This window comes from Pseudomonas spartinae (assembly GCF_965197125.1).
In the GTDB taxonomy this organism is placed as follows: domain Bacteria; phylum Pseudomonadota; class Gammaproteobacteria; order Pseudomonadales; family Pseudomonadaceae; genus Aquipseudomonas; species Aquipseudomonas composti_A.
Genome location: NZ_CBDAMB010000011.1, coordinates 115,293 through 133,533, shown reverse-complemented (window position 1 = coordinate 133,533; position 18,241 = coordinate 115,293). Strand labels below are relative to the sequence as shown.

Below are 18,241 nucleotides of genomic sequence, written 5' to 3'. Positions count from 1 at the left end.
CTTGACGACCATAGAGCGTTGGAACCACCTGATCCCATCCCGAACTCAGTAGTGAAACGACGCATCGCCGATGGTAGTGTGGTGCTTCACCATGTGAGAGTAGGTCATCGTCAAGCTCCTATACGAAACCCCAGATCGCCTAGCGGTCTGGGGTTTCTTCTTTGCGCGCGGGAAAACGCAGGGTGTGCACGCGCAACGCGCAATTATTCGGTCGCGTCGGTGTGCAGGCCGCACCCTGCGCGTTGTCGGCGCTAATTAGAGATCAATAAAAAGGCCACCTTGAAGGTGGCCTTTGTCGTTTTCGGCGCTGCTCAATCGCCGCGATACTCGCAACCACTGGTGCAGGTTTCGTGGATGCGTACGCGTGACAGCTCTGGAAGCAGTGGTTTGACCTGTTGCCAGATCCACTTGGCCAAGACTTCACTGGTCGGGTTTTCCAGGCCAGGGATGTCGTTCAGGTAGTTGTGATCGAGCTGCTCGTAGATTGGCTTGAAGATCGCCTTGATCTCCGAGAAGTCGCGAATCCAGCCGGTATAAGGGTCGACGTCACCTTCGATATAAATGGCGACTCGGAAGGAGTGGCCGTGCAGGCGGCCGCATTTGTGGCCTTCTGGTACGTGTGGCAGGCGATGGGCCGCCTCGAAGATGAACTCTTTGAACAATTCCACTGAACAGCGCTCGCGTAAATGATTCCGCCTGAATGGCGTTGAGCTGTGCAGTTTATCAGGTCTGGCCCGTTTGCCGCCTGATCACGTCGCCCTGCTCGCTGAGCAATCGCTTGTTTCAGAGAGGCTGCAGGCGTTCTGCCAGGCGGCCACTTTCGACCAGTTCGAGAAATTCGTCTCCGAGCCTCGTACTTTCGGCCATAGCCTGGCGCCAGTAACGTTCGCGCCCTTCGTCATTGCCCAGGTAACGCTTGAAGTCAGTGCGATCTGGCAGTTTGCCGTGTGGCAAGCGAGCCAGATATTCGCGAGATGGCGCCAGCAGCACTACATCCTGCAGGCGCGTGCGGTCGCCGCGGCGCCAGGGCATGCTCTTGTCGAACCAGCCCGGTATCACCCGGTCGGTGAAGTGCGGATAGAGCACGATGTCTTCGCCGTGGTAGGGCAAGTCAAGGTGGTAGTCGAGCAGGCCGCCATCGCGATAGGCACCAGGCTCCAAGCCGGGAATCTCGCGAATGGCTTCCATCACCATTGGAATCGATCCAGAAGCCAGCAGGGCGTGGCGCAGGTTTTCCGGAGTCAGTGCGTGGAAGTGCGAGCGGAAGTCGCTCAGCTGCGTCAGGGGAGGTAGCTGTCGCGCATCGTGCAGAATCACGCGATCAAAGTGACGGCCAAGACGTTGGCGAGCCAGAAAGTTGTTGCCGATCACCGATGACAGACCGAGGCTGAGTTTGCCGCGGTGGTCGTGTTGCAGCAGGCCATGGCTCTTCACCACGACGATGTGCAGACGATAGTGAGGGTTGGCGATGATGGCGGCGTCCTGATCCGCTAGCAGTTCGCTGAGCATCTGCCGGCAACTGCCCGAGACCTCGGCCATGCTCACGCCCTTGGCGAAGCGCTGCGAGGTGTACAGCTCGCCGAGTCGCCGAATTCCTGCGGTCGGGTCTGGCAGACAGGCACTGGCGAAGCGCCAGGATCCGATCGAGGCGCCGATCAGGGCGCGCTCGCGTGGGGCGCGGGGTAGCCAGTCGCCAAACAGTGCGAGATCCAGGCCCTGAATACCAATGCCTTTGGGGCCGCCCGCCGCGCCAGGCAGGATGCCGACGTCCGCCGGGCTCAGGCCGTTCTGGCGAATTCGCGTCAAGGCTCTGGGACCTGCCTTGAGGGTCAGGGCAGGGGATTTGATATGGATCGCGCTCATCGATGCCTCCTTTCGAACAGGCGATTATAGAGGGCTGAACGAGCAGGCCAAGCCACTTCATGTGGTGAATGACGTAAGTGAATTCAGCTTGAATTAAGTGCCTGAGCCTAGAGTTGAAGCCACTGATTCGCTGCTGGAGAAGCACATGAAACGATTGCTCAGCCTCGCTACACTTGCCACCCTCGCCAGCGCCGCTACCATTGCCCAGGCGCGTGATCTGGGCCCGGATGAGGCGCTGCGTCTACGTGATGCCGGGACTATCAAATCCTTTGAAAAGCTCAACGAAACGGCACTGGCTCAGCATCCAGGCGCGCGTATCGAAGAGACCGAGCTGGAAGAAGAGTACGGCCGCTATATCTATCAGATCGAGCTGCGCGATGCTCAAGGCGTGCAGTGGGACCTGGAGCTGGATGCCAGCACCGGGAAAATTCTCAAGAACCACCAGGACGATTGATGAAGTTTCGACGTACCACCGCACTGTTTCTGGTGCTGGTAAGCGGTTTAGCCAGCGTTCCGGGTGTCGCGCGTGATCTCGATCAAGATGAAGCCCTGCGTTTGCGGCGCGATGGCGTCATCATGCCGTTCGAGCAGTTGATGCAGCACGTCGACAAGGCTTACCCAGGCTCGACTCTGCTTGAGGCGGAACTGGAGGAGGAAGATGGCGTGCTGGTTTATGAGGTGGAGATTCTGGCCACATCGGGCGTGGTGCGTGAGCTCGAACTGGATGCCCGCAACGGCAATATTCTGAAGGATGAGGAAGACGACTGATGCGCCTGTTGCTGGTGGAAGACCATGTACCCCTGGCCGATGAACTGACCGCCAGCCTGACGCGCCAAGGCTATGCCGTGGACTGGTTGGCCGACGGTCGTGATGCGGCCTATCAGGGCGCTAGCGAGCCTTACGACCTGATCATTCTCGATCTCGGCTTGCCGGGTAAGCCGGGGCTGGAAGTGCTTCAGGAGTGGCGTGCCGGTGGCCTGGCCACACCGGTGCTGGTGCTGACGGCGCGTGGCTCATGGGCTGAGCGCATCGAAGGGCTCAAGGCCGGCGCCGACGACTACCTGACCAAACCCTTCCACCCCGAGGAACTGGCTCTGCGCATCCAGGCGCTGTTGCGCCGTGCCCATGGGCTGGCTAACCAACCGCAACTGGAGTCTGCCGGCTTGCAATTGGACGAGAGCCGCCAGTGCGTGACCGCTGCCGGCGAGGCCATCGACCTGACCGCCGCAGAGTTTCGCTTGCTGCGTTATTTCATGCTGCATCCGGGGCAAATCCTCTCTAAGAGCCATCTCGCCGACCACCTTTATGATGGTGAGACCGAGCGCGACTCCAACGTCATCGAAGTGCACGTCAATCGTCTGCGCGGCAAGCTCGGGCGCAACGTGATCGAGACCCGCCGTGGGCAGGGCTATCGCTTTACCGGAGAGCAGGGTTGAGGTCCATTCAGCGTCGGCTCGGCATTGGCCTGGCCGCTACGCTGTTGGTGATTGGGCTGGTTCTGGCGCAGGCCAGTCTCTGGGTTTTCGATCGTGGCCTGCGTGCTTATCTGGAAGAGGATCTACGCGATGAGGCGCAGGGGCTGCTGGCCGCGTTGGTGCGCGGTCCGGCGGGGCTGCAGTTGGATGAACGACGTCTTGACCCCTCGTTCCAGCGGCAATTTTCCGGGCACTACTTTCGCATCGATTTTCCCGACCGCAGCTGGCGTTCGCGCTCGTTGTGGGATCGCGAGCTGCTCAAGCCCGATGGTACGGGCATGCAGGCCAAGCTGGGCGATGGCCCGCAAGGCCAGTTGCTGTTGATTTACCGCGCCGATTACCGCCGCTATGGGCAGAGCCTGTCGATCAGCGTGGCGCAGGACTACCAACCGATACTGCAGAGCTTTCGCCACATGCAATGGGTCGGACTTGGCCTGGGTGGTGCGGGGCTGCTGCTGATCCTGATCGCCCAGCGCTATACCGTGCGCCGGGCGCTGCGCCCGCTGGAGCAGGTGCGCCAGCAGATCGCGCAGCTGCAGCAGGGCCGCCGTAGCGAGCTGGATGCCGAGGTGCCCGAAGAGCTGGAATCTCTGGTGGCGCAGATCAACCACCTGTTGGCGCATACCGAGGACACCCTCAAGCGCTCGCGCAATGCCCTGGGCAACCTTGGCCATGCGCTGAAAACGCCGCTGGCGGTGTTGATCAGCCTGGCCGGCCGCGAGGAACTGGCTGCTCATCCTGCGTTACGCGCGAGCATGCGCGAACAGCTGGAGCAGATCGAGCAGCGCCTCAGCCGTGAGCTGGGGCGTGCGCGTCTGGCTGGCGAAGTCTTGCCGGGGGCGCGCTTCGATTGTGCGCAGGAGTTGCCGGGGCTGTTCGCCACCTTGTCGATGATTCATGACCGCGGCCTGACTCTGGACTGGCAGGCGCCGCCTGGCCTGGTTTTGCCGCGTGATCGTGAAGACTTGCTGGAGTTGCTCGGCAACCTGCTGGACAACGCCTGCAAATGGGCCGAGCAACGCGTGCAGTTGACGGTGCAGGAGAGTGCAGAGGGCTATTGCCTGTGTGTCGATGATGATGGTCCCGGCATCGATGCCGAAGGGCGTGAGGCCGTGCTGGGCCGTGGCACGCGCCTGGACGAGCAGATTGCCGGGCACGGCCTGGGCCTCGGTATCGTGCGCGATATCATCGAGGCCTGGCATGGCCGTATCGACCTGCAGGACAGCCCTCTGGGCGGCCTGCGGGTGATGGTCAGCCTGCCGCGGCGTTGAGCCGGGGCCAGGCAAGCCGCCGAAAGCACTGTGTTCGGCGCCGCGAACCCACACTGCGGCGCCTGTAACACGCTTGCTTACATCCCGTTGGCGAAGGCCGGATTGTCGAAGTTGATGGCGGCGCGCACCGGTTGCAGGGCGTGGGCGTAGCGCACCAGTACGTCGAGCGCGTAATCGATGCGAGCGCGGAGTCGCTGATCAGCCTCGTCCACCGGTTGCGGGCCGTTCAGGACCTTCTCGACCTGACGCACGATCAGGTGTTCCGGCAGGTAGCACAGGCGGCAGTTCTTGTAGCTGGAGGCGCGCAGTTCGCCAATCGGGTAGGCACCGCCAATGCCGGAGGAGACGCCCACCAGCAGACCCGGCTTGTGCGCCAGTTCGGCCTTGCTGGCGTAGATGAAGAAGTTCTTGATTGCCGGGCAGGCCATGCCGTTCCACTCCGGCGCGATGATCACCACTGCATCGGCGGCTGCCAGTTGTTGCTGGTACATGGACCAGGGGCCGGCATCTTCAGCGGGCCACAGCGGCAGTGGCGCAAGGCCCAGATCGATGATGCAGCTGGTGTCCTGAGTGGTTTGCCCCATCTCGATCAGGCGCTGACGCAGTACGCGGGCGACCTTTCCCGATTGGCTGTTGTTGCGGCTGGAGCCGGCGACCAAGGCGATATTGAGCATGTTGCTTCCCCAAAAAAAGAACGCAGGCTAGGCGATCGCCTGCCTGCGCTGCAAGGGACGCGCCGCCAGATCGGGGATGATTTGGCGTCACGCTCAGGTGTTCTCCGTCAGCGCCTTCGCCGCTACACGCGGAACTGATCCATCAGACCCTGCTGGTGATTGGCCAAGCGATTGAGGCTCTGGCTTACCTGCGCCGACTCGTCGGCCTGCGCGGAGATGGCCTCGGTGACGTCGCGGATCGATGCGACGTTGCGGTTGATCTCCTCGGCCACCGAGCTTTGTTCCTCGGCCGCACTGGCGATCTGCAGGTTCATGTCGGTAATGGTGCTGACCGCCTGGCTGATGCGCTGCAGCGCGGCCACTGCCTGCTGCACCTGTTCGACGCTGCCCTGAGCCTGGCGATGGCTGCTGTGCATGGTGCTGACCACTTCGCGCGTACCGCTTTGCAGGCCTTCGATCACCTGGCGAATTTCTTCGACCGAGTCCTGAGTGCGTTTGGCCAGGTTGCGCACCTCGTCGGCGACCACGGCAAAGCCGCGACCGGCTTCCCCCGCGCGAGCGGCTTCAATGGCCGCGTTGAGAGCGAGCAGGTTGGTCTGTTCGGCAATCGAGCGAATCACTTCGAGTACCGAGCCGATCTGCTCGCTGCTGCTGGCAAGGCCTTCGACTTCCTGCATGGCCACGTTCATTTCATTGGCCAGCAGGTCGATGGTGCTGGTGGTGCGATCGATCACTTGCAGGCCTTCACGGCTGGCCTGGTCGGCATTGCGTGCGGCCTCTGCGGCTTGCGCTGCATTGTGGGCGACGTCCTGAGCGGTGGCGCTCATTTCCTGGAAGGCGGTCGCCACCTGGTCGACTTCGCGATACTGCTGCTGCATGCCGGCACTGGTCTGGCTGGCGATGGCTGCCGACTGGTCGGCCGTGCTGCGAGCGTCGATCACACTGCTTTTCACGTCGGCGATGATTGGCTGCAGTTTATCGAGGAAGCGGTTGAACCAGCCGGCCAACTCGCCCAGTTCGTCCTGCCGGGCGTATTGCAGGCGACGGGTCAGGTCGCCTTCACCGCTGGCGATGTCCTTGAGCATGGCGGCGACGCCCATAATCGGTCGCGTCACGCCGCGCGCGGTCAGCCACATCAGCAGCAGGCCGGCGATCACCGCGACGAGCCCCATCAGCAGCGCGACCAGGCTGTCACTGGCGCGGTTGGCATCGAGTTGGGCGCCAAGCTTGATGGCACGTTCGAGCAAGACCTGCTGAGGCACTTCGAGCAGCACCGACCAGGGTTTGGCCTCGGGGATGGGTTTGAAGGGGCTGAGTTCACGGAGCATGTCACCGTGGCGCAACTCGGCATCGCTGCCGCTCTGGATCAGGCCGCGCAGTTCGCTGGCGTCTTCGGGAAAGGCGCGTTCGACGGGCTGGCTCAGCAGACTGCCATCGCGGCTATTGCCTGCGAGCAGCGCGCCGGGACTGAAGATGCTGACGTGGCCCTGGCCGTCATACAGCTCGGCATTGGCCTGCTCGCTGATCTGCTGCAGGCTGGACAGGCTGATGTCGAGACCCATCACGCCGATGATCTTGCCGTTCAACTCCAAGGGGAAGGCGATGCTGGTCATCAGCGTTTTCTTACCGCCGACTTCGTCGTAGTAAGGCTCCAGTACGCACGCTTGACGAGTATCGCGAGGGCAGGTGTACCAGGCGTTGTAGGCCACGCCATTGGCACCAGGGGTGGTGTCGCCGAGCAGCTCTTCGGTCATCGCTTCGGATTCCAGTTCGCCGACCGTCGCCTGCGACCAATACAGTGCGAAACGACCGCCTTCGTTGCTGCCAAGCTCGGCTTGATCGGCGAAGAGTTCGTCCTTGCCATCCAGCGCGTTGGGCTCGAACACCAGATACAGTCCGAGCAAGCCCGGGTTGGCTTCGAGGCTGGTGCGTACCTGGCGCGTGAGGTCTTCGCGCAGGTCGAAGGCATCGAGAAAGCGCTTCTCGGCTTGCTCACGCAGAAACAGAATCTGCCTGGAAAATCCCTTGCCGTACTGGTAGGCGTCCATGAAGTAGCGCTGGATACGGATCGCCTGCAGCTCACCGCGAGCCTTGAGGCGCAATTTGGCGCTTTCCTCCAGCATGCCGGAGCTGGCTTCGCGTACCAGGTTGGCACTGCGGCTTGACTGAAACTGCGAAGCACCTACCAGCAAGGTGACGATAGCGAGCAGGCAGAGCCCGGCGAGCAGGGTGATCTTCCACTGGATTGAAAGACGACTGAACAGCATGGTGCGTTCCTTTCTGCATGGACTAGTACGGTTATCGGTACAGGGCCCGCGTTCTTGATCGATGTGGGGCTTGGTCGGAATTATGCACGTATTGATTGATATTATGAACGTATGCTCGTTTTGACAGGCTAGGCCGCGTGCGGCAGAGTACGCGGCTTTTTGCGCCGGTCTTGCCGGCACGCACTGCAGGTGGAATGTTCTATGAATGCTGTAATCGCCGCGGTCGGCGTCATGCTGATCCTCAGTCTCTGCCGCGTGCATGTGGTCGTGGCGCTGATCGTCGGAGCGCTGGTCGGTGGTCTGCTCGGCGGCCTGGGCATCGAGGGCACCCTGCAGGCGTTCAATCAGGGGCTCGGTGGCGGGGCGACGGTGGCGTTGTCCTATGCGCTGCTCGGCGCGTTCGCGGTCGCCATCGCCAGGTCAGGCCTGGCTCATGCCCTGGCGGACAAGGCACTGGCGCTGGTTGGCAAGCAGCAGGACGGTGCCGGAGGGGCGCTGAAGTGGCTGCTGATCGGCTTGCTGCTGGCGGTGGCGATCTCCTCGCAGAACCTGCTGCCCATCCATATCGCGTTCATCCCGCTGCTGGTGCCGCCGCTGCTCTATGTGCTGAGCAAGTTGCAACTGGACCGCCGGCTGATCGCCTGCGTGCTGACCTTCGGTCTGATTACGCCGTATATGTTCCTGCCGGTTGGCTTTGGCGGCATTTTCCTCAACGAGATCCTGCTGGCCAACGTTGCCAAGTCCGGTGTTGATGTCACCAGCATCAGCATCACCCACGCCATGGCCATTCCGGCGCTGGGCATGTTTTTCGGACTGCTCGTCGCGGTGCTGTTCAGCTACCGCGGCAAGCGGGTCTATGACCTGGAGAAGGTCGCGCAGAGCGAGCGCGTGGACGTGCAGTACAACCCGCTGAGCCTGCTGGTCGCCGGGCTGGCCATCGCCGCGGCGTTCATCGTGCAGCTGTGGCTGGACTCGATGATCATCGGTGCGCTGGTCGGTTTCGTCATCTTTTCGGTTTCCGGCGTGGTGCGCTGGAAAGAGGCGGACGGCCTGTTCACCGAAGGCATGAAGATGATGGCCATGATCGGCTTCATCATGATCGCCGCTGCCGGTTTCGCCGAGGTGATGAAAACCACCGGTGAGGTAAGGGCACTGGTGGACAGTGCGGCAGAATTGATCGGCCATAACAAGGCGGTCGGCGCACTGCTGATGCTGCTGGTCGGGCTGCTGGTGACCATGGGCATCGGCTCCTCCTTCTCGACGGTGCCGATCATTGCCGCGATCTTCGTGCCGCTGGGCGTGCAACTGGGTTTCAGCCCACTGGCAATCGTCTGCATCGTCGGGACTGCCGGCGCCCTGGGCGATGCCGGATCGCCAGCGTCGGATTCCACACTCGGGCCAACCTCAGGTCTGAACGCCGATGGCCAGCACAACCATATCTGGGACAGCGTGGTGCCCACTTTCCTGCACTACAACCTGCCACTGCTGGTGTTCGGTTGGGCCGGCGCTATGCTGTTGTAGAGAGGCAGGTCTGCGCCGAGTTAAGTTCCTGACGCGATGGGTCGCTTAATTTCTCTGCGGGGCTGCCGATATATCGGTAGCCCCGTTTTTGCTTTCGCACATAAGGACAATAAAAATGCGCCTGACACTGAAAGCCAAGGTCATACTACTTGCGCTGGTTCCCGTCCTCCTCTTCGCCCTGGTGCTCAGCGGCACGGCGGCGCGGGTGCTGCAAAGCATGGCAGCCGATGAGGTCGCCGAGACTCGCGAACGTCTGCTGCAAGAGAAACGCAGTGAGCTGGAGCACTACATCCAGATCGCTCTCGGCTCCGTGAAGGGGCTCTACGATGGCGCGACGCAAGGCGATACGGCCAGTCGCGAGCAGGCCATCGCCATCCTCTCCAAGATCAAATATGGCGCCGACGGCTACTTCTTCGGCCACGATTCCAACGTGGTGCGTCTGTTCCGCGGCGACAGTCCGGTGGATGTCGGCAAGAGCCTGGCCGACCGGCGTGACCCGAACGGTGTGTACATCAACCGTGAGCTGGTCAACGTGGCCAAGAACAACAGCTACTTCGTCAATTACTCCTCGCCGCTGCCGGGCAACGAGGCGGTGATGGTGCCCAAGCTCGCCTACAGCTACTACTTGCCCAAGTGGGACATGGCGGTTGGCACCGCGCTCAATCTGGACGGCGTGGAAGCACGCATCAGCGAAGTGCAGGCCGAGATCGATCGGCGCATCGGCACCATCCTTACCAGTATCGTGATCGTTGCAGCGGTGTTGCTGGTGCTGTTCGGGGTGATCGGCGTGTGGCTGGGCAACGCCTTCCTGCGCCCGTTGCTGCTGATCAAGGCCAACCTCGACGATATCGCCGCAGGCGAGGGCGACCTGACCCGTCGTCTGCCCGTGACCAGCAACGATGAACTGGGGCAGCTGGCTGGCTCCTTCAACCGTTTCGTCGAGAAGGTGCATGGTCTGGTGCGGCAGATCGTCGAAATGACCGGGCAGCTTACCGAGTTGGTGGGGCAGGTTTCCGACCAGGCGCAACGCTCCGAGAAGGCCATGGCGCAGCAGCGTCACGAGACCGACCAGGTGGCCACGGCGATCAATGAAATGTCGGCTGCCGCTCATGAAGTGGCCAAGAGCGCGCAGAGCGCTGCCGAAGCCGCGCAACAGACCGACCGCGAAGGGCAGGCGGCCAAGAGCGTGGTCGACGGCAGCATCCAGCGTATTCACTCGCTGGTGGACGATATCCGCAGCAGTGGTGCATCGCTCGACAGCCTGCAGCAGGACGTGCAGTCCATCGTCAGCGTGCTCGACGTGATCCGCTCCATCGCCGAGCAGACCAACCTGCTGGCGCTGAACGCCGCCATCGAGGCCGCGCGGGCCGGTGAGGCCGGACGCGGTTTCGCCGTGGTCGCCGATGAGGTACGTGCCCTGGCCAGCCGCACTCAACAGAGCACGCAGGAAATCCAGGGCATGATCGACCGCCTGCAGCAAGGTACGCAGCAGTCGGTGACCTCGATGCGTCGCTCCAGCGATGCCGGCGAAGTCACCAGCGAGCAGGCCAACAAGGCCGGCGAATCGCTCGACGCCATTGCCCAGTTGATCGCTACCATCAACGCCATGAACGCGCAGATCGCCAGCGCCGCCGAGGAGCAGACGGCGGTGGCCGAGGAGATCAACCGCAGCGTGCACCAGATCGCGGGGGCTGTGGACAGCGTGGCCGATGAAACCGAACGTGGGGCGCAGACGGCACGCAGCCTGGCTGGCCTGGGCGATCGCCTCGGCGAGTTGGTGCGTCAGTTCCGCATCTGAGTCAGGGCGGGAAGCTCCTGCGGCTGAAGGCATCGCTGAGCAGGTCGATCCAGGCGCGGACTGCCGGCGACATGCCGCGCCTGTGGGTATAGGCCAGCTGGATGTGGCCTTGCGGTACCGTCCACTGCGGCAGCAGGGCGATCAGGCGACCATCGGCCAGTTCCTCGTGGCAATGCGTGGTCGGTAGCAGGGTGATGCCCACGCCGGCCAGCGCCGCGGCCTTGCGCATGGGGAAGTCATCGACCGCCAGGCGCGCTTCCAGGGCAATCTCGCGAAGCTCCTGAGACCTGTCGTGACAGAAGCGCAGATGGATGCGCCGGTCCGCGCCGATGGCGCCCAGGGCCGGCAGTTGCTGCAGGTCTTCCGGTTGCTCCAGGCGCAGCCCGGTGACCAGGTCCGGGCGCGCCACGATATGCGCCCGAGCGGGCAGCAGGCGGCGTGTAATCAGCCCAGGCTCTTCATCATCGACGTTGCGTACACGCAGGGCGACGTCCACCGCTTCGTTGAGCAGGTCTATACGGCGGGTGGTCTGCACCACCTCCAACTGCACCCTGGGGTAGAGAGTCAGAAACTCATTGATCAGCTCGGGCAGCAGGGCCACGCCAGGCGGCGTGGAGAAACGCACCCGGCCGCGCGGCTCGCTGGTCAGCTTGGCCACGGTTTCCTCGGCCTGTTCGGCTTCCAGCAACATGGTCTGGCAATGATGCAGATAGCGTTCGCCGATATCGGTCAGTGCCAGCTTGCGCGTCGAGCGTTGCAGCAAGCGCGCGCCCAGGCGCTGCTCCAGCTCGGCGATGCGCCGCGACAGGCGCGACTTGGGAATGCCCAGCAGGCGCCCGGCTGCAGCGAAACCGCCAGCCTCGACTACCTTGGCGAAATAGAAAAGATCATTGAGGTCATGCATATCATCGTCCTATCAGTGGGACGAACTATCGCATTTTTACCGTCTTATCGGCTATTGGCTCCACGGATAGCATCTCTGCCATCGCGTCGCCCTGTCGCACGACACTTTGGAGAGAACCCATGAAACTACTGCACCTCGATTCCAGCATCCTCGGCGATGCCTCCGCTTCCCGTCAGCTCAGCCACGCCGTGGTCGAAGCCTGGGCAGTTACCGCACCGAATGTTCAGGTGACCTACCGTGACCTGGCCAGCGATGCGATCAGCCACTTTTCCGCTGCCAGCCTGGTCGCTGCCGGCACGCCGGCCGAGCTGCGTGATGCTGCACAGAAGCATGAAGCCGAGCTGGCCGAACGCACTCTGGAAGAGTTTCTGGCTGCCGATGCCATCGTCATCGGTGCACCGATGTACAACTTCAGCATTCCCAGCCAGCTGAAGGCCTGGATCGACCGCATCGCCGTTGCCGGCAAGTCGTTCACATACACCGAGAATGGCCCGGTCGGGCTGGCGGGTGGCAAGACCGTGGTGATCGCCTCCAGCGCCGGTGGCATTCATGCCGGCCAGCCGTCCGGCCAGGCGCATGAGGACTACCTGATTCGCGTGCTGAACTTCCTCGGCATCGACGACATCGAGATCGTCCGCGCCGAAGGCCTGGCCTATGGCGAAGAGCCGCGTGCCGAAGCCATGCAGGGCGCCGCGCAGCGTATCTCCGAGCTGTTCGCTACCGCCTGAGCAGAGCGCTAGAACGACAAAGCCCGCGAAAGCGGGCTTTGTCGTTTCTGCAGCTGGGGTCAGACGATGATGCCCTGGCTGCGCAGGTAGTCGTCGTAGGTGCCGGAAAAATCGGTCACGCCGTTGTCCGACAGCTCGATGATGCGCGTGGCCAGGGAACTGACGAACTCGCGGTCGTGGCTGACGAAGATCAGCGTGCCCGGGTAGTTCTCCAGCGCCAGGTTGAGCGCCTCGATGGACTCCATGTCCAGGTGGTTGGTCGGTTCGTCCATCACCAGCACGTTGGGCTTCTGGCAGGCCAGCTTGCCGAACAGCATGCGGCCCTGCTCACCACCGGAGAGCACCTTCACCGACTTCTGGATCTCGTCGGAGGAGAACAGCATGCGGCCCAGCGCGGCGCGGATGTTCTGCTCGCCCGTGGTCCATTGGCCCATCCACTCGAACAGGGTGTCGTCGGCTTCGAAGTCGTGCGCGTGATCCTGGGCGTAGTAGCCGACTTCGGCGCTGTCGGTCCATTTCACGGCGCCGGCATCCGGGGTCATCTCGCCGACCAGGGTGCGCAGCAGGGTGGTCTTGCCGATGCCGTTGGGGCCGATAATCGCCACGCGCTCGCCAGCTTCGATCTGGAAGCTGAAGTTCTTGAACAGCACCTTGTCATCGAAGGCCTTGCTGAGCTTGTCGATGGTGATGGCCTGACGGTGCAGCTTCTTGTTCTGGTCGAAGCGAATGAACGGGCTGACGCGGCTCGACGGCTTGACCTCGCTCAGTTGGATCTTGTCGATCTGCTTGGCGCGGCTGGTGGCCTGTTTGGCCTTGGAGGCGTTGGCCGAGAAGCGGCTGACGAAGGTCTGCAGCTCGGCGATCTGCGCCTTCTTCTTGGCGTTGTCGGCCAGCAGTTGCTCGCGGGCCTGGGTCGAGGCCGTCATGTACTCATCGTAGTTGCCCGGGAACAGGCGCAGCTCGCCGTAATCCAGGTCAGCCATGTGGGTGCAGACTGCGTTGAGGAAGTGACGGTCGTGGGAAATGATGATCATGGTGCTGTTGCGCGCCGTGAGGATCGATTCCAGCCAGCGGATGGTGTTGATGTCCAGGTGGTTGGTCGGCTCGTCGAGCAGCAGCACGTCCGGGTCGGCGAACAGCGCCTGGGCCAGCAGCACGCGCAGCTTCCAGCCGGGCGCGACTTCGCTCATCGGGCCGAAGTGCTGCTCCAGCGGAATGCCCAGGCCCAGCAGCAACTCACCGGCGCGGGACTCGGCGGTGTAGCCGTCCATCTCGGCGAACTCGCCCTCCAGCTCACCGACCTTCATGCCGTCTTCTTCGCTCATTTCCGGCAGCGAATAGATGCGGTCGCGCTCGGCCTTGACCTTCCACAGCTCCACGTGACCCATGATCACGGTATCGATCACGTTGAATTCTTCGTAGGCGAACTGATCCTGGCGCAGCTTGCCCAGGCGCACGTTCGGCTCGAGCATCACCTGGCCGGCCGAAGGCTCCAGATCGCCGCCGAGGATCTTCATGAAGGTCGACTTGCCGCAGCCGTTGGCGCCGATTAGGCCGTAGCGGTTGCCGTTGTTGAACTTGACGGAAACGTTCTCGAACAGCGGCTTGGCGCCGAACTGCATGGTGATGTTAGCGGTGGAGATCAAAGGACTTACCTATCAGTAACTTGAGGTGCGCTGTTTAAAGGGGATACCGCTTCGAGCCATTCAGCCCGGCCCGAACCGAGGAAGACGAACCTGCGCATGTGAGTGAAGGCTACGACCCTGCCGGCAGACGAGCCGCTAAGGCTGTTGGGGCATGAGGGGCGTGTCGGGCATCGTGACGCCGGGGCCCTGTGCTGCTAAGGGCGACGTCGAAGCGCGCAATGGTATCACTTGGTACCCGCAACTTCAGCCATCGTGTGAGCTGGCGGTAGCGCACTGCGCGTCGAGACGTCGCATGAGCAAGAAAGGCTTGAGGTGCAGATGCGCTTACACGGTTGCTTTCCCGATCAAGCGCCGCCGCCTGATCTGCAGACAGCGCTCCATACAGCAACTAAGCTGGCGCGCTTCAATAGAGCGTTGGATAGGGCGGCGTATGTACATCGGTGAAGTGGCCAGGCTGTCGGGGTGTACGCCCAAAGCCATTCGTCTGTACGAGCAGATGGGGTTGATCCGCCCAGAGCGTCTTGGCAGTTACCGACGTTACACAGCTTTTCACCTGACTTTGTTGAAGATGATCCGCACGGCGCAGTCGGTGGGATTCAAGTTAACGGAGATGACCGAGTTGCTGGCAGCCAAGCAACATGGGGCGCCATTTCCTTTGGCGCTCGCCAATCAGGGGATTGAAGCCAAGCGTCTGGAGCTGCAAACCCAGATGCACACCTTGCAGCTTCAGGAGCAGCGCCTGGCGGAGTTGCAGCAGCTGATAAACCAGCAGTTCGCGTCCACGGTCAGCGGCTCAGCAGAAACTCGAATGCCGTCCTGAGCGCCTCCTGCGGCGGTCGCGGGTGATAGCCAAGTTCGTCGACGGCCTTGTCGATGCAATAACGCTGGCGCACACCGTGGAACATTCGCACCTGGCTAGGCAGCAACTCGGCCGGTTGACCAGTGAGGCGTGCGCGCCATGCGTGCAGCAGGGCGATCGACATCAGCAAGGCCTTGGGCGCACGCGGCGGCAGACGCTGTCCGGGGTGGAGCGTATCGAGCACTGCGATCACGTCGCCCAATGACGAACAATCGCGGTTGGCGAGTATGTAGCGCTGGCCTGGACGACCTCGTTCGGCGGCACGAATCAGGCCGTCGGCGACATCTCGCACATCGACGAAATTGAAATGGAAGTCAGGATCCAGCACCAACTTGCGGGTCAGCGCTGCTGCGAGGAAACCCATGGTGTCGGTCAGGCGCTCGGCATTAGGGCCGATGATCGCCGAAGGTAGTACCGCAACCATGGACAGGCCGTGGGCCTGCGCTGACTCCCAGGCAGCTCGCTCGGAGAGCACCTTCGAGCGGTAGTACGGATTCTGCTGATCGTCATTCCAGACAGTTTCATCCAGATACTGGCCGTTGTGACCAACGGCAGCGACGGAGCTGACGTAGACGACGCGGCGCACACCTGCTTCGGCAGCGGCACGCATGATATTGCGCGTGCCTTGTACATTGACGTCGACAATCTCGGTCTGCGGGTTCTTGGCCCAATGCTTGAACACGGCGGCCACCTGGTACAGCACATCGACCCCTTGTAGCGATTGCCGCAGGGAGTCGATGTCCTGCAGTTGCGCGCGTACCACCTCGCAACCAAGCCCGTGCAACACAGAGCTGTCTGCGGGGGCGCGAACGCCGGCACGTACTTGTTGCCCACGGGCGAGCAACTGCCGAACCAGATTGTTGCCAAGATGTCCGTTGGCACCCGTCACCATCGATAGCGTATTCATCAGTTATCCAGCTCAATCTGAAATGGAGCCGGCAGCATGCAGGTTGCCCCTAGGGGCAGAGTCAAGCGTTGCTCTGGTGCGGAGGGCGATAGGTTTCGCCGGCAGTCTTGATCGAGGCGGGTGTGCGCGTAAACGCGCGGCTTTAGCCACTCGTCACTGCGGGCAGCCAAGGTTCTCGGCGTATTCGCTCTGGGAACCTCGGGATTTGTCGCTCCTAAAGGCGTGGCCGCAGTTTGAGTTCGGGCGTGGGTTTGGGGGCGCCTATCACCGGGTGGCTGTCCGGGTGCTGTTCGATCATCTGGGCGATCTCCCGCAGCTTGCCCAGCATGGCCTGGGCCAGGCCAGCCTGGGTGCGGTACAGGCCGGTGTCCGGGTCCTGTTGCAGATCGCTGAGGCCTTTGAAGGGGTAGCTGTAGCGTTTGGCATCGACGTTGAAAAAGCGTTGGTAATCCTGCTCGCTGCCGTGCAGTTCGCGGCAGGCTCTTTCCAGGCTCTGCAGTTGTTCGGCGACGCTGGCCAGTTGCAGGCGCAGACGAATGATCTGGTGATTCTCCCAGTTCATCGACGAGGCCTGGGCGCCTGGCTGCCAGTGCTGCGGGGCGCCGAAGCGCAGGACGAACTGCTGGCCGGCTTCACGTCCGTAGCGGGTCAGCCGCTCGATGCGTTCGGTGGGCATGGTCAGGTTGAGGCCGCCTTCCTCACGGGTCAGCTGGATCAGGCCGATACGGTCGCGAAAGCCGGGCATCAACGAGAGGGTTTCGTGGTTCCAGTCCTTGGCGACATTGCTGAGCAGGGCGAGAAAGCCCCGTAGGGCAGGCAAGCCCGTTTGGGGAAAGCGGCGCCAGTAGGCAAGTCGCGCATCGCCATTGTTGCGTGGGAAGCGTACGCGTTGTGCGTCGGTACCGTCAGTCGGCCCCAGGTCCAGGCCGAAGGTGGGGCGCCTGGGCAGCGCGGCATCGAAGAAGTGGATGGGAAAATTGGAGCTGATGCCACCGTCGGTGAACCAGCAGCGCTCCAGCTTTTTCTCGGCCTTGCGGTAGTCCACGGCATGCAATGGCACGGCGCTGAGCAGCAGGGGAAAGCTCAGGCTCATGCGCACGGCAACGATCACCGGCAGGTCATCGGGCAATGGCAGGCGCAGGTAACCGTCGCCACGATCATCGCCGGGGCGCTGGTGAGCGCTCATCCAGGCCACAACAGGCTGCGGGAACAGCTTGGCGAATTCCTCCTGGCGGAAATGGAACTGGTTGTTCTCGCGAACCTTGTCGTCGTCACGAAAGGGCAGGCGGAACGGCCGCGCCATGCTCAGGCAGGTGGTCATCATCTGCAGGTCGATGCCATGGCGACGCAGATCGCCGAAGGTCAAGGGCCGCCCGCACTCGATGGCGTCGGCCTGACCGGCGCAGTATTCGTGCTGGCCGCTGAGCTGGTCGAGGTACTGGGTCAGCCAGGCGGTCAGGGCTTCATGCGGGGCCTTGTCCTCGGCGGCGGGCATACCGCTGCACAGGCCGAAACCGTTCGCTGGCAATTCACGCAGTGCCACGATGGCCATGCGCCCGAGCACGGCTACCAAACTACCGAGTGCGGCGAACAGCAGTACCCAGAGCCAGACCAGCATGCTGGCGCTGTTGATCGCGACCCACCATAGCGGCCCACCCGCCAGCAGGGCGCCAATCAGCGCGGTAGGCTTGTGCCGCATGAGCATGACCTTGAGTGGCGCGAAAACTCGCGCCCCGGGGCCTCGGCCTTTGCTTTCGAGGATGGCGATGAAGGTGTCGAACAGTGTGCGCAACGAGGAGCGCGGTTTGAACAGCGCCAGCAGCTTGGTGCCGCGGCCTTCTGCAGCGGGCATGCACAGATGTGCGGGTAGCCGTTCGATTTCGGCGAAGCCGCCAGGGTCGTTGTTCAACTCACCGTGCTGATAGCGCTGGCGGCCCAGCTCGGCCGCGGCCGCTGCCGCCGCGGCGATGGCGCCAGCACTGGTGCCGCCGATACTGCGCAGGCGAAACGCCTTGGCAATCTCGGTGATGGCCAGCGGGTAGACGATGCCGCTGGTGATGCCTCCCTTCATGATCAGGTCGCATTCGCGGGCAAAGGCCGTCTGGCGCGAATCGCTCATCTACTGCTCCTTGTGGTCATATCGAACGCTGGCGCGGGCATGATAACGCGGCTTTTATGGCGACGTGCCAGTATTGCGTGCGAAGGCGGGCAGCAAGTGGCGCCAGGGAAGGTCTGCGATCAGAGGTCGCAGGCGCAGATGCGCGTGACAATCGCAGCGCTGGACGACCTGATTCTGCTGGCCGCCCCAAAGGTCATCGAACAGGTTAC

At 62.6% G+C, this 18,241-nt stretch carries 15 protein-coding genes, 1 rRNA gene and 2 pseudogenes; 9 read left to right on the top strand and 9 right to left on the bottom strand.

Features of this window, described 5'->3' with window-relative positions:
• Positions 1 to 116 (top strand): 5S ribosomal RNA (gene rrf, locus ACN8M7_RS21375).
• Between the two features lie 195 nt (positions 117 to 311).
• Here the strand turns inward: rrf and queD are convergent.
• Both queD and ACN8M7_RS21365 read right to left on the bottom strand, forming a co-directional pair.
• Entirely contained in the window at positions 312 to 668 is a 357-nt protein-coding gene (gene queD / locus ACN8M7_RS21370; protein ID WP_021488842.1) for a 6-carboxytetrahydropterin synthase QueD, read from the bottom strand.
• 115 nt (positions 669 to 783) lie between these two features.
• Entirely contained in the window at positions 784 to 1,863 is a 1,080-nt protein-coding gene (locus tag ACN8M7_RS21365; protein ID WP_490262104.1) for a patatin-like phospholipase family protein, read from the bottom strand.
• 145 nt (positions 1,864 to 2,008) lie between these two features.
• Between ACN8M7_RS21365 and ACN8M7_RS21360 the strand changes: the two genes are divergently transcribed.
• From ACN8M7_RS21360 to ACN8M7_RS21345, 4 genes are read left to right on the top strand one after another with little or no spacing between them, the layout of a single operon-like run.
• Positions 2,009 to 2,317: a PepSY domain-containing protein gene (locus ACN8M7_RS21360; RefSeq protein WP_490262103.1), complete on the top strand. Its 309-nt coding sequence runs from the start codon at positions 2,009 to 2,011 to the stop codon at positions 2,315 to 2,317.
• On the top strand, positions 2,317 to 2,631 hold the full coding sequence (locus ACN8M7_RS21355) for a PepSY domain-containing protein (RefSeq protein ID WP_061237933.1): 315 nt from the start codon (positions 2,317 to 2,319) through the stop codon (positions 2,629 to 2,631). The genes ACN8M7_RS21360 and ACN8M7_RS21355 overlap by 1 nt, the downstream gene beginning before the upstream one ends.
• Positions 2,631 to 3,299 (top strand): response regulator transcription factor, encoded by a 669-nt coding sequence (locus tag ACN8M7_RS21350; protein ID WP_061237934.1) that lies wholly within the window; start codon positions 2,631 to 2,633, stop codon positions 3,297 to 3,299. The genes ACN8M7_RS21355 and ACN8M7_RS21350 overlap by 1 nt, the downstream gene beginning before the upstream one ends.
• Positions 3,296 to 4,609 (top strand): ATP-binding protein, encoded by a 1,314-nt coding sequence (locus ACN8M7_RS21345; protein ID WP_490262102.1) that lies wholly within the window; start codon positions 3,296 to 3,298, stop codon positions 4,607 to 4,609. The genes ACN8M7_RS21350 and ACN8M7_RS21345 overlap by 4 nt, the downstream gene beginning before the upstream one ends.
• 77 nt (positions 4,610 to 4,686) lie before the next feature.
• On the opposite strand, the gene ACN8M7_RS21340 is transcribed toward ACN8M7_RS21345, so the two are convergent.
• The 3 genes and pseudogenes from ACN8M7_RS21340 to ACN8M7_RS21330 form a co-directional block, all read right to left on the bottom strand.
• On the bottom strand, positions 4,687 to 5,283 hold the full coding sequence (locus tag ACN8M7_RS21340; RefSeq protein ID WP_490262101.1) for an NADPH-dependent FMN reductase: 597 nt from the start codon (positions 5,281 to 5,283) through the stop codon (positions 4,687 to 4,689).
• 122 nt (positions 5,284 to 5,405) lie between these two features.
• A pseudogene (locus tag ACN8M7_RS21335) lies at positions 5,406 to 5,918 on the bottom strand (methyl-accepting chemotaxis protein); the annotation flags it as partial.
• Positions 5,919 to 6,263: 345 nt separating this feature from the next.
• Positions 6,264 to 7,331 (bottom strand): annotated as a pseudogene (locus tag ACN8M7_RS21330) (cache domain-containing protein); the annotation flags it as partial.
• Positions 7,332 to 7,751: 420 nt separating this feature from the next.
• On the opposite strand from ACN8M7_RS21330, the gene ACN8M7_RS21325 reads away from it, so the two are divergent.
• The gene (locus ACN8M7_RS21325; protein ID WP_490262100.1) at positions 7,752 to 9,071 is read left to right on the top strand and encodes a Na+/H+ antiporter family protein; all 1,320 of its coding nucleotides are present in this window, start codon (positions 7,752 to 7,754) and stop codon (positions 9,069 to 9,071) included.
• A gap of 115 nt (positions 9,072 to 9,186) precedes the next feature.
• Positions 9,187 to 10,869 carry a methyl-accepting chemotaxis protein gene (locus tag ACN8M7_RS21320; protein WP_490262099.1) on the top strand — a complete coding sequence of 561 codons (1,683 nt, stop codon included), beginning with the start codon at positions 9,187 to 9,189 and terminating at the stop codon, positions 10,867 to 10,869.
• Position 10,870: 1 nt separating this feature from the next.
• Here ACN8M7_RS21320 and ACN8M7_RS21315 read toward each other — a convergent pair whose 3' ends face one another.
• Positions 10,871 to 11,773: a LysR substrate-binding domain-containing protein gene (locus ACN8M7_RS21315; RefSeq protein ID WP_490262098.1), complete on the bottom strand. Its 903-nt coding sequence runs from the start codon at positions 11,771 to 11,773 to the stop codon at positions 10,871 to 10,873.
• A 119-nt stretch (positions 11,774 to 11,892) separates the two neighbouring features.
• Here ACN8M7_RS21315 and ACN8M7_RS21310 point away from each other — a divergent pair, with 119 nt between their 5' ends.
• A complete protein-coding gene (locus ACN8M7_RS21310; RefSeq protein ID WP_490262097.1) occupies positions 11,893 to 12,501 on the top strand; it encodes an FMN-dependent NADH-azoreductase in 609 nt (202 codons plus the stop codon).
• Between the two features lie 59 nt (positions 12,502 to 12,560).
• On the opposite strand, the gene ACN8M7_RS21305 is transcribed toward ACN8M7_RS21310, so the two are convergent.
• A complete protein-coding gene (locus ACN8M7_RS21305) occupies positions 12,561 to 14,147 on the bottom strand; it encodes an ABC-F family ATPase (protein ID WP_490262096.1) in 1,587 nt (528 codons plus the stop codon).
• Between the two features lie 292 nt (positions 14,148 to 14,439).
• Between ACN8M7_RS21305 and ACN8M7_RS21300 the strand changes: the two genes are divergently transcribed.
• The gene (locus tag ACN8M7_RS21300; RefSeq protein ID WP_490262095.1) at positions 14,440 to 14,967 is read left to right on the top strand and encodes a MerR family transcriptional regulator; all 528 of its coding nucleotides are present in this window, start codon (positions 14,440 to 14,442) and stop codon (positions 14,965 to 14,967) included.
• Here the strand turns inward: ACN8M7_RS21300 and ACN8M7_RS21295 are convergent.
• Both ACN8M7_RS21295 and ACN8M7_RS21290 read right to left on the bottom strand, forming a co-directional pair.
• Positions 14,933 to 15,898 carry an NAD-dependent epimerase/dehydratase family protein gene (locus ACN8M7_RS21295; RefSeq protein WP_490262107.1) on the bottom strand — a complete coding sequence of 322 codons (966 nt, stop codon included), beginning with the start codon at positions 15,896 to 15,898 and terminating at the stop codon, positions 14,933 to 14,935. The genes ACN8M7_RS21300 and ACN8M7_RS21295 overlap by 35 nt on opposite strands.
• Before the next feature lie 229 nt (positions 15,899 to 16,127).
• Positions 16,128 to 18,032, bottom strand: a complete 1,905-nt coding sequence (locus ACN8M7_RS21290) for a patatin-like phospholipase family protein (RefSeq protein WP_490262094.1) — start codon at positions 18,030 to 18,032, stop codon at positions 16,128 to 16,130.
• Positions 18,033 to 18,241 lie beyond the last annotated feature (209 nt).

Bases quoted from the DNA above. Each gene is read 5' to 3' on its own strand.
- ACN8M7_RS21320 (WP_490262099.1), top strand. From the start codon at position 9,187: ATGCGCCTGACACTGAAAGCCAAGGTCATACTACTTGCGCTGGTTCCC.
- ACN8M7_RS21365 (WP_490262104.1), bottom strand. From the start codon at position 1,863: ATGAGCGCGATCCATATCAAATCCCCTGCCCTGACCCTCAAGGCAGGT.
- ACN8M7_RS21350 (WP_061237934.1), top strand. From the start codon at position 2,631: ATGCGCCTGTTGCTGGTGGAAGACCATGTACCCCTGGCCGATGAACTG.
- ACN8M7_RS21360 (WP_490262103.1), top strand. From the start codon at position 2,009: ATGAAACGATTGCTCAGCCTCGCTACACTTGCCACCCTCGCCAGCGCC.
- ACN8M7_RS21295 (WP_490262107.1), bottom strand. From the start codon at position 15,898: ATGGTGACGGGTGCCAACGGACATCTTGGCAACAATCTGGTTCGGCAG.
- ACN8M7_RS21325 (WP_490262100.1), top strand. From the start codon at position 7,752: ATGAATGCTGTAATCGCCGCGGTCGGCGTCATGCTGATCCTCAGTCTC.
- ACN8M7_RS21310 (WP_490262097.1), top strand. From the start codon at position 11,893: ATGAAACTACTGCACCTCGATTCCAGCATCCTCGGCGATGCCTCCGCT.
- ACN8M7_RS21355 (WP_061237933.1), top strand. From the start codon at position 2,317: ATGAAGTTTCGACGTACCACCGCACTGTTTCTGGTGCTGGTAAGCGGT.
- ACN8M7_RS21315 (WP_490262098.1), bottom strand. From the start codon at position 11,773: ATGCATGACCTCAATGATCTTTTCTATTTCGCCAAGGTAGTCGAGGCT.
- ACN8M7_RS21340 (WP_490262101.1), bottom strand. From the start codon at position 5,283: ATGCTCAATATCGCCTTGGTCGCCGGCTCCAGCCGCAACAACAGCCAA.
- ACN8M7_RS21290 (WP_490262094.1), bottom strand. From the start codon at position 18,032: ATGAGCGATTCGCGCCAGACGGCCTTTGCCCGCGAATGCGACCTGATC.
- ACN8M7_RS21300 (WP_490262095.1), top strand. From the start codon at position 14,440: ATGAGCAAGAAAGGCTTGAGGTGCAGATGCGCTTACACGGTTGCTTTC.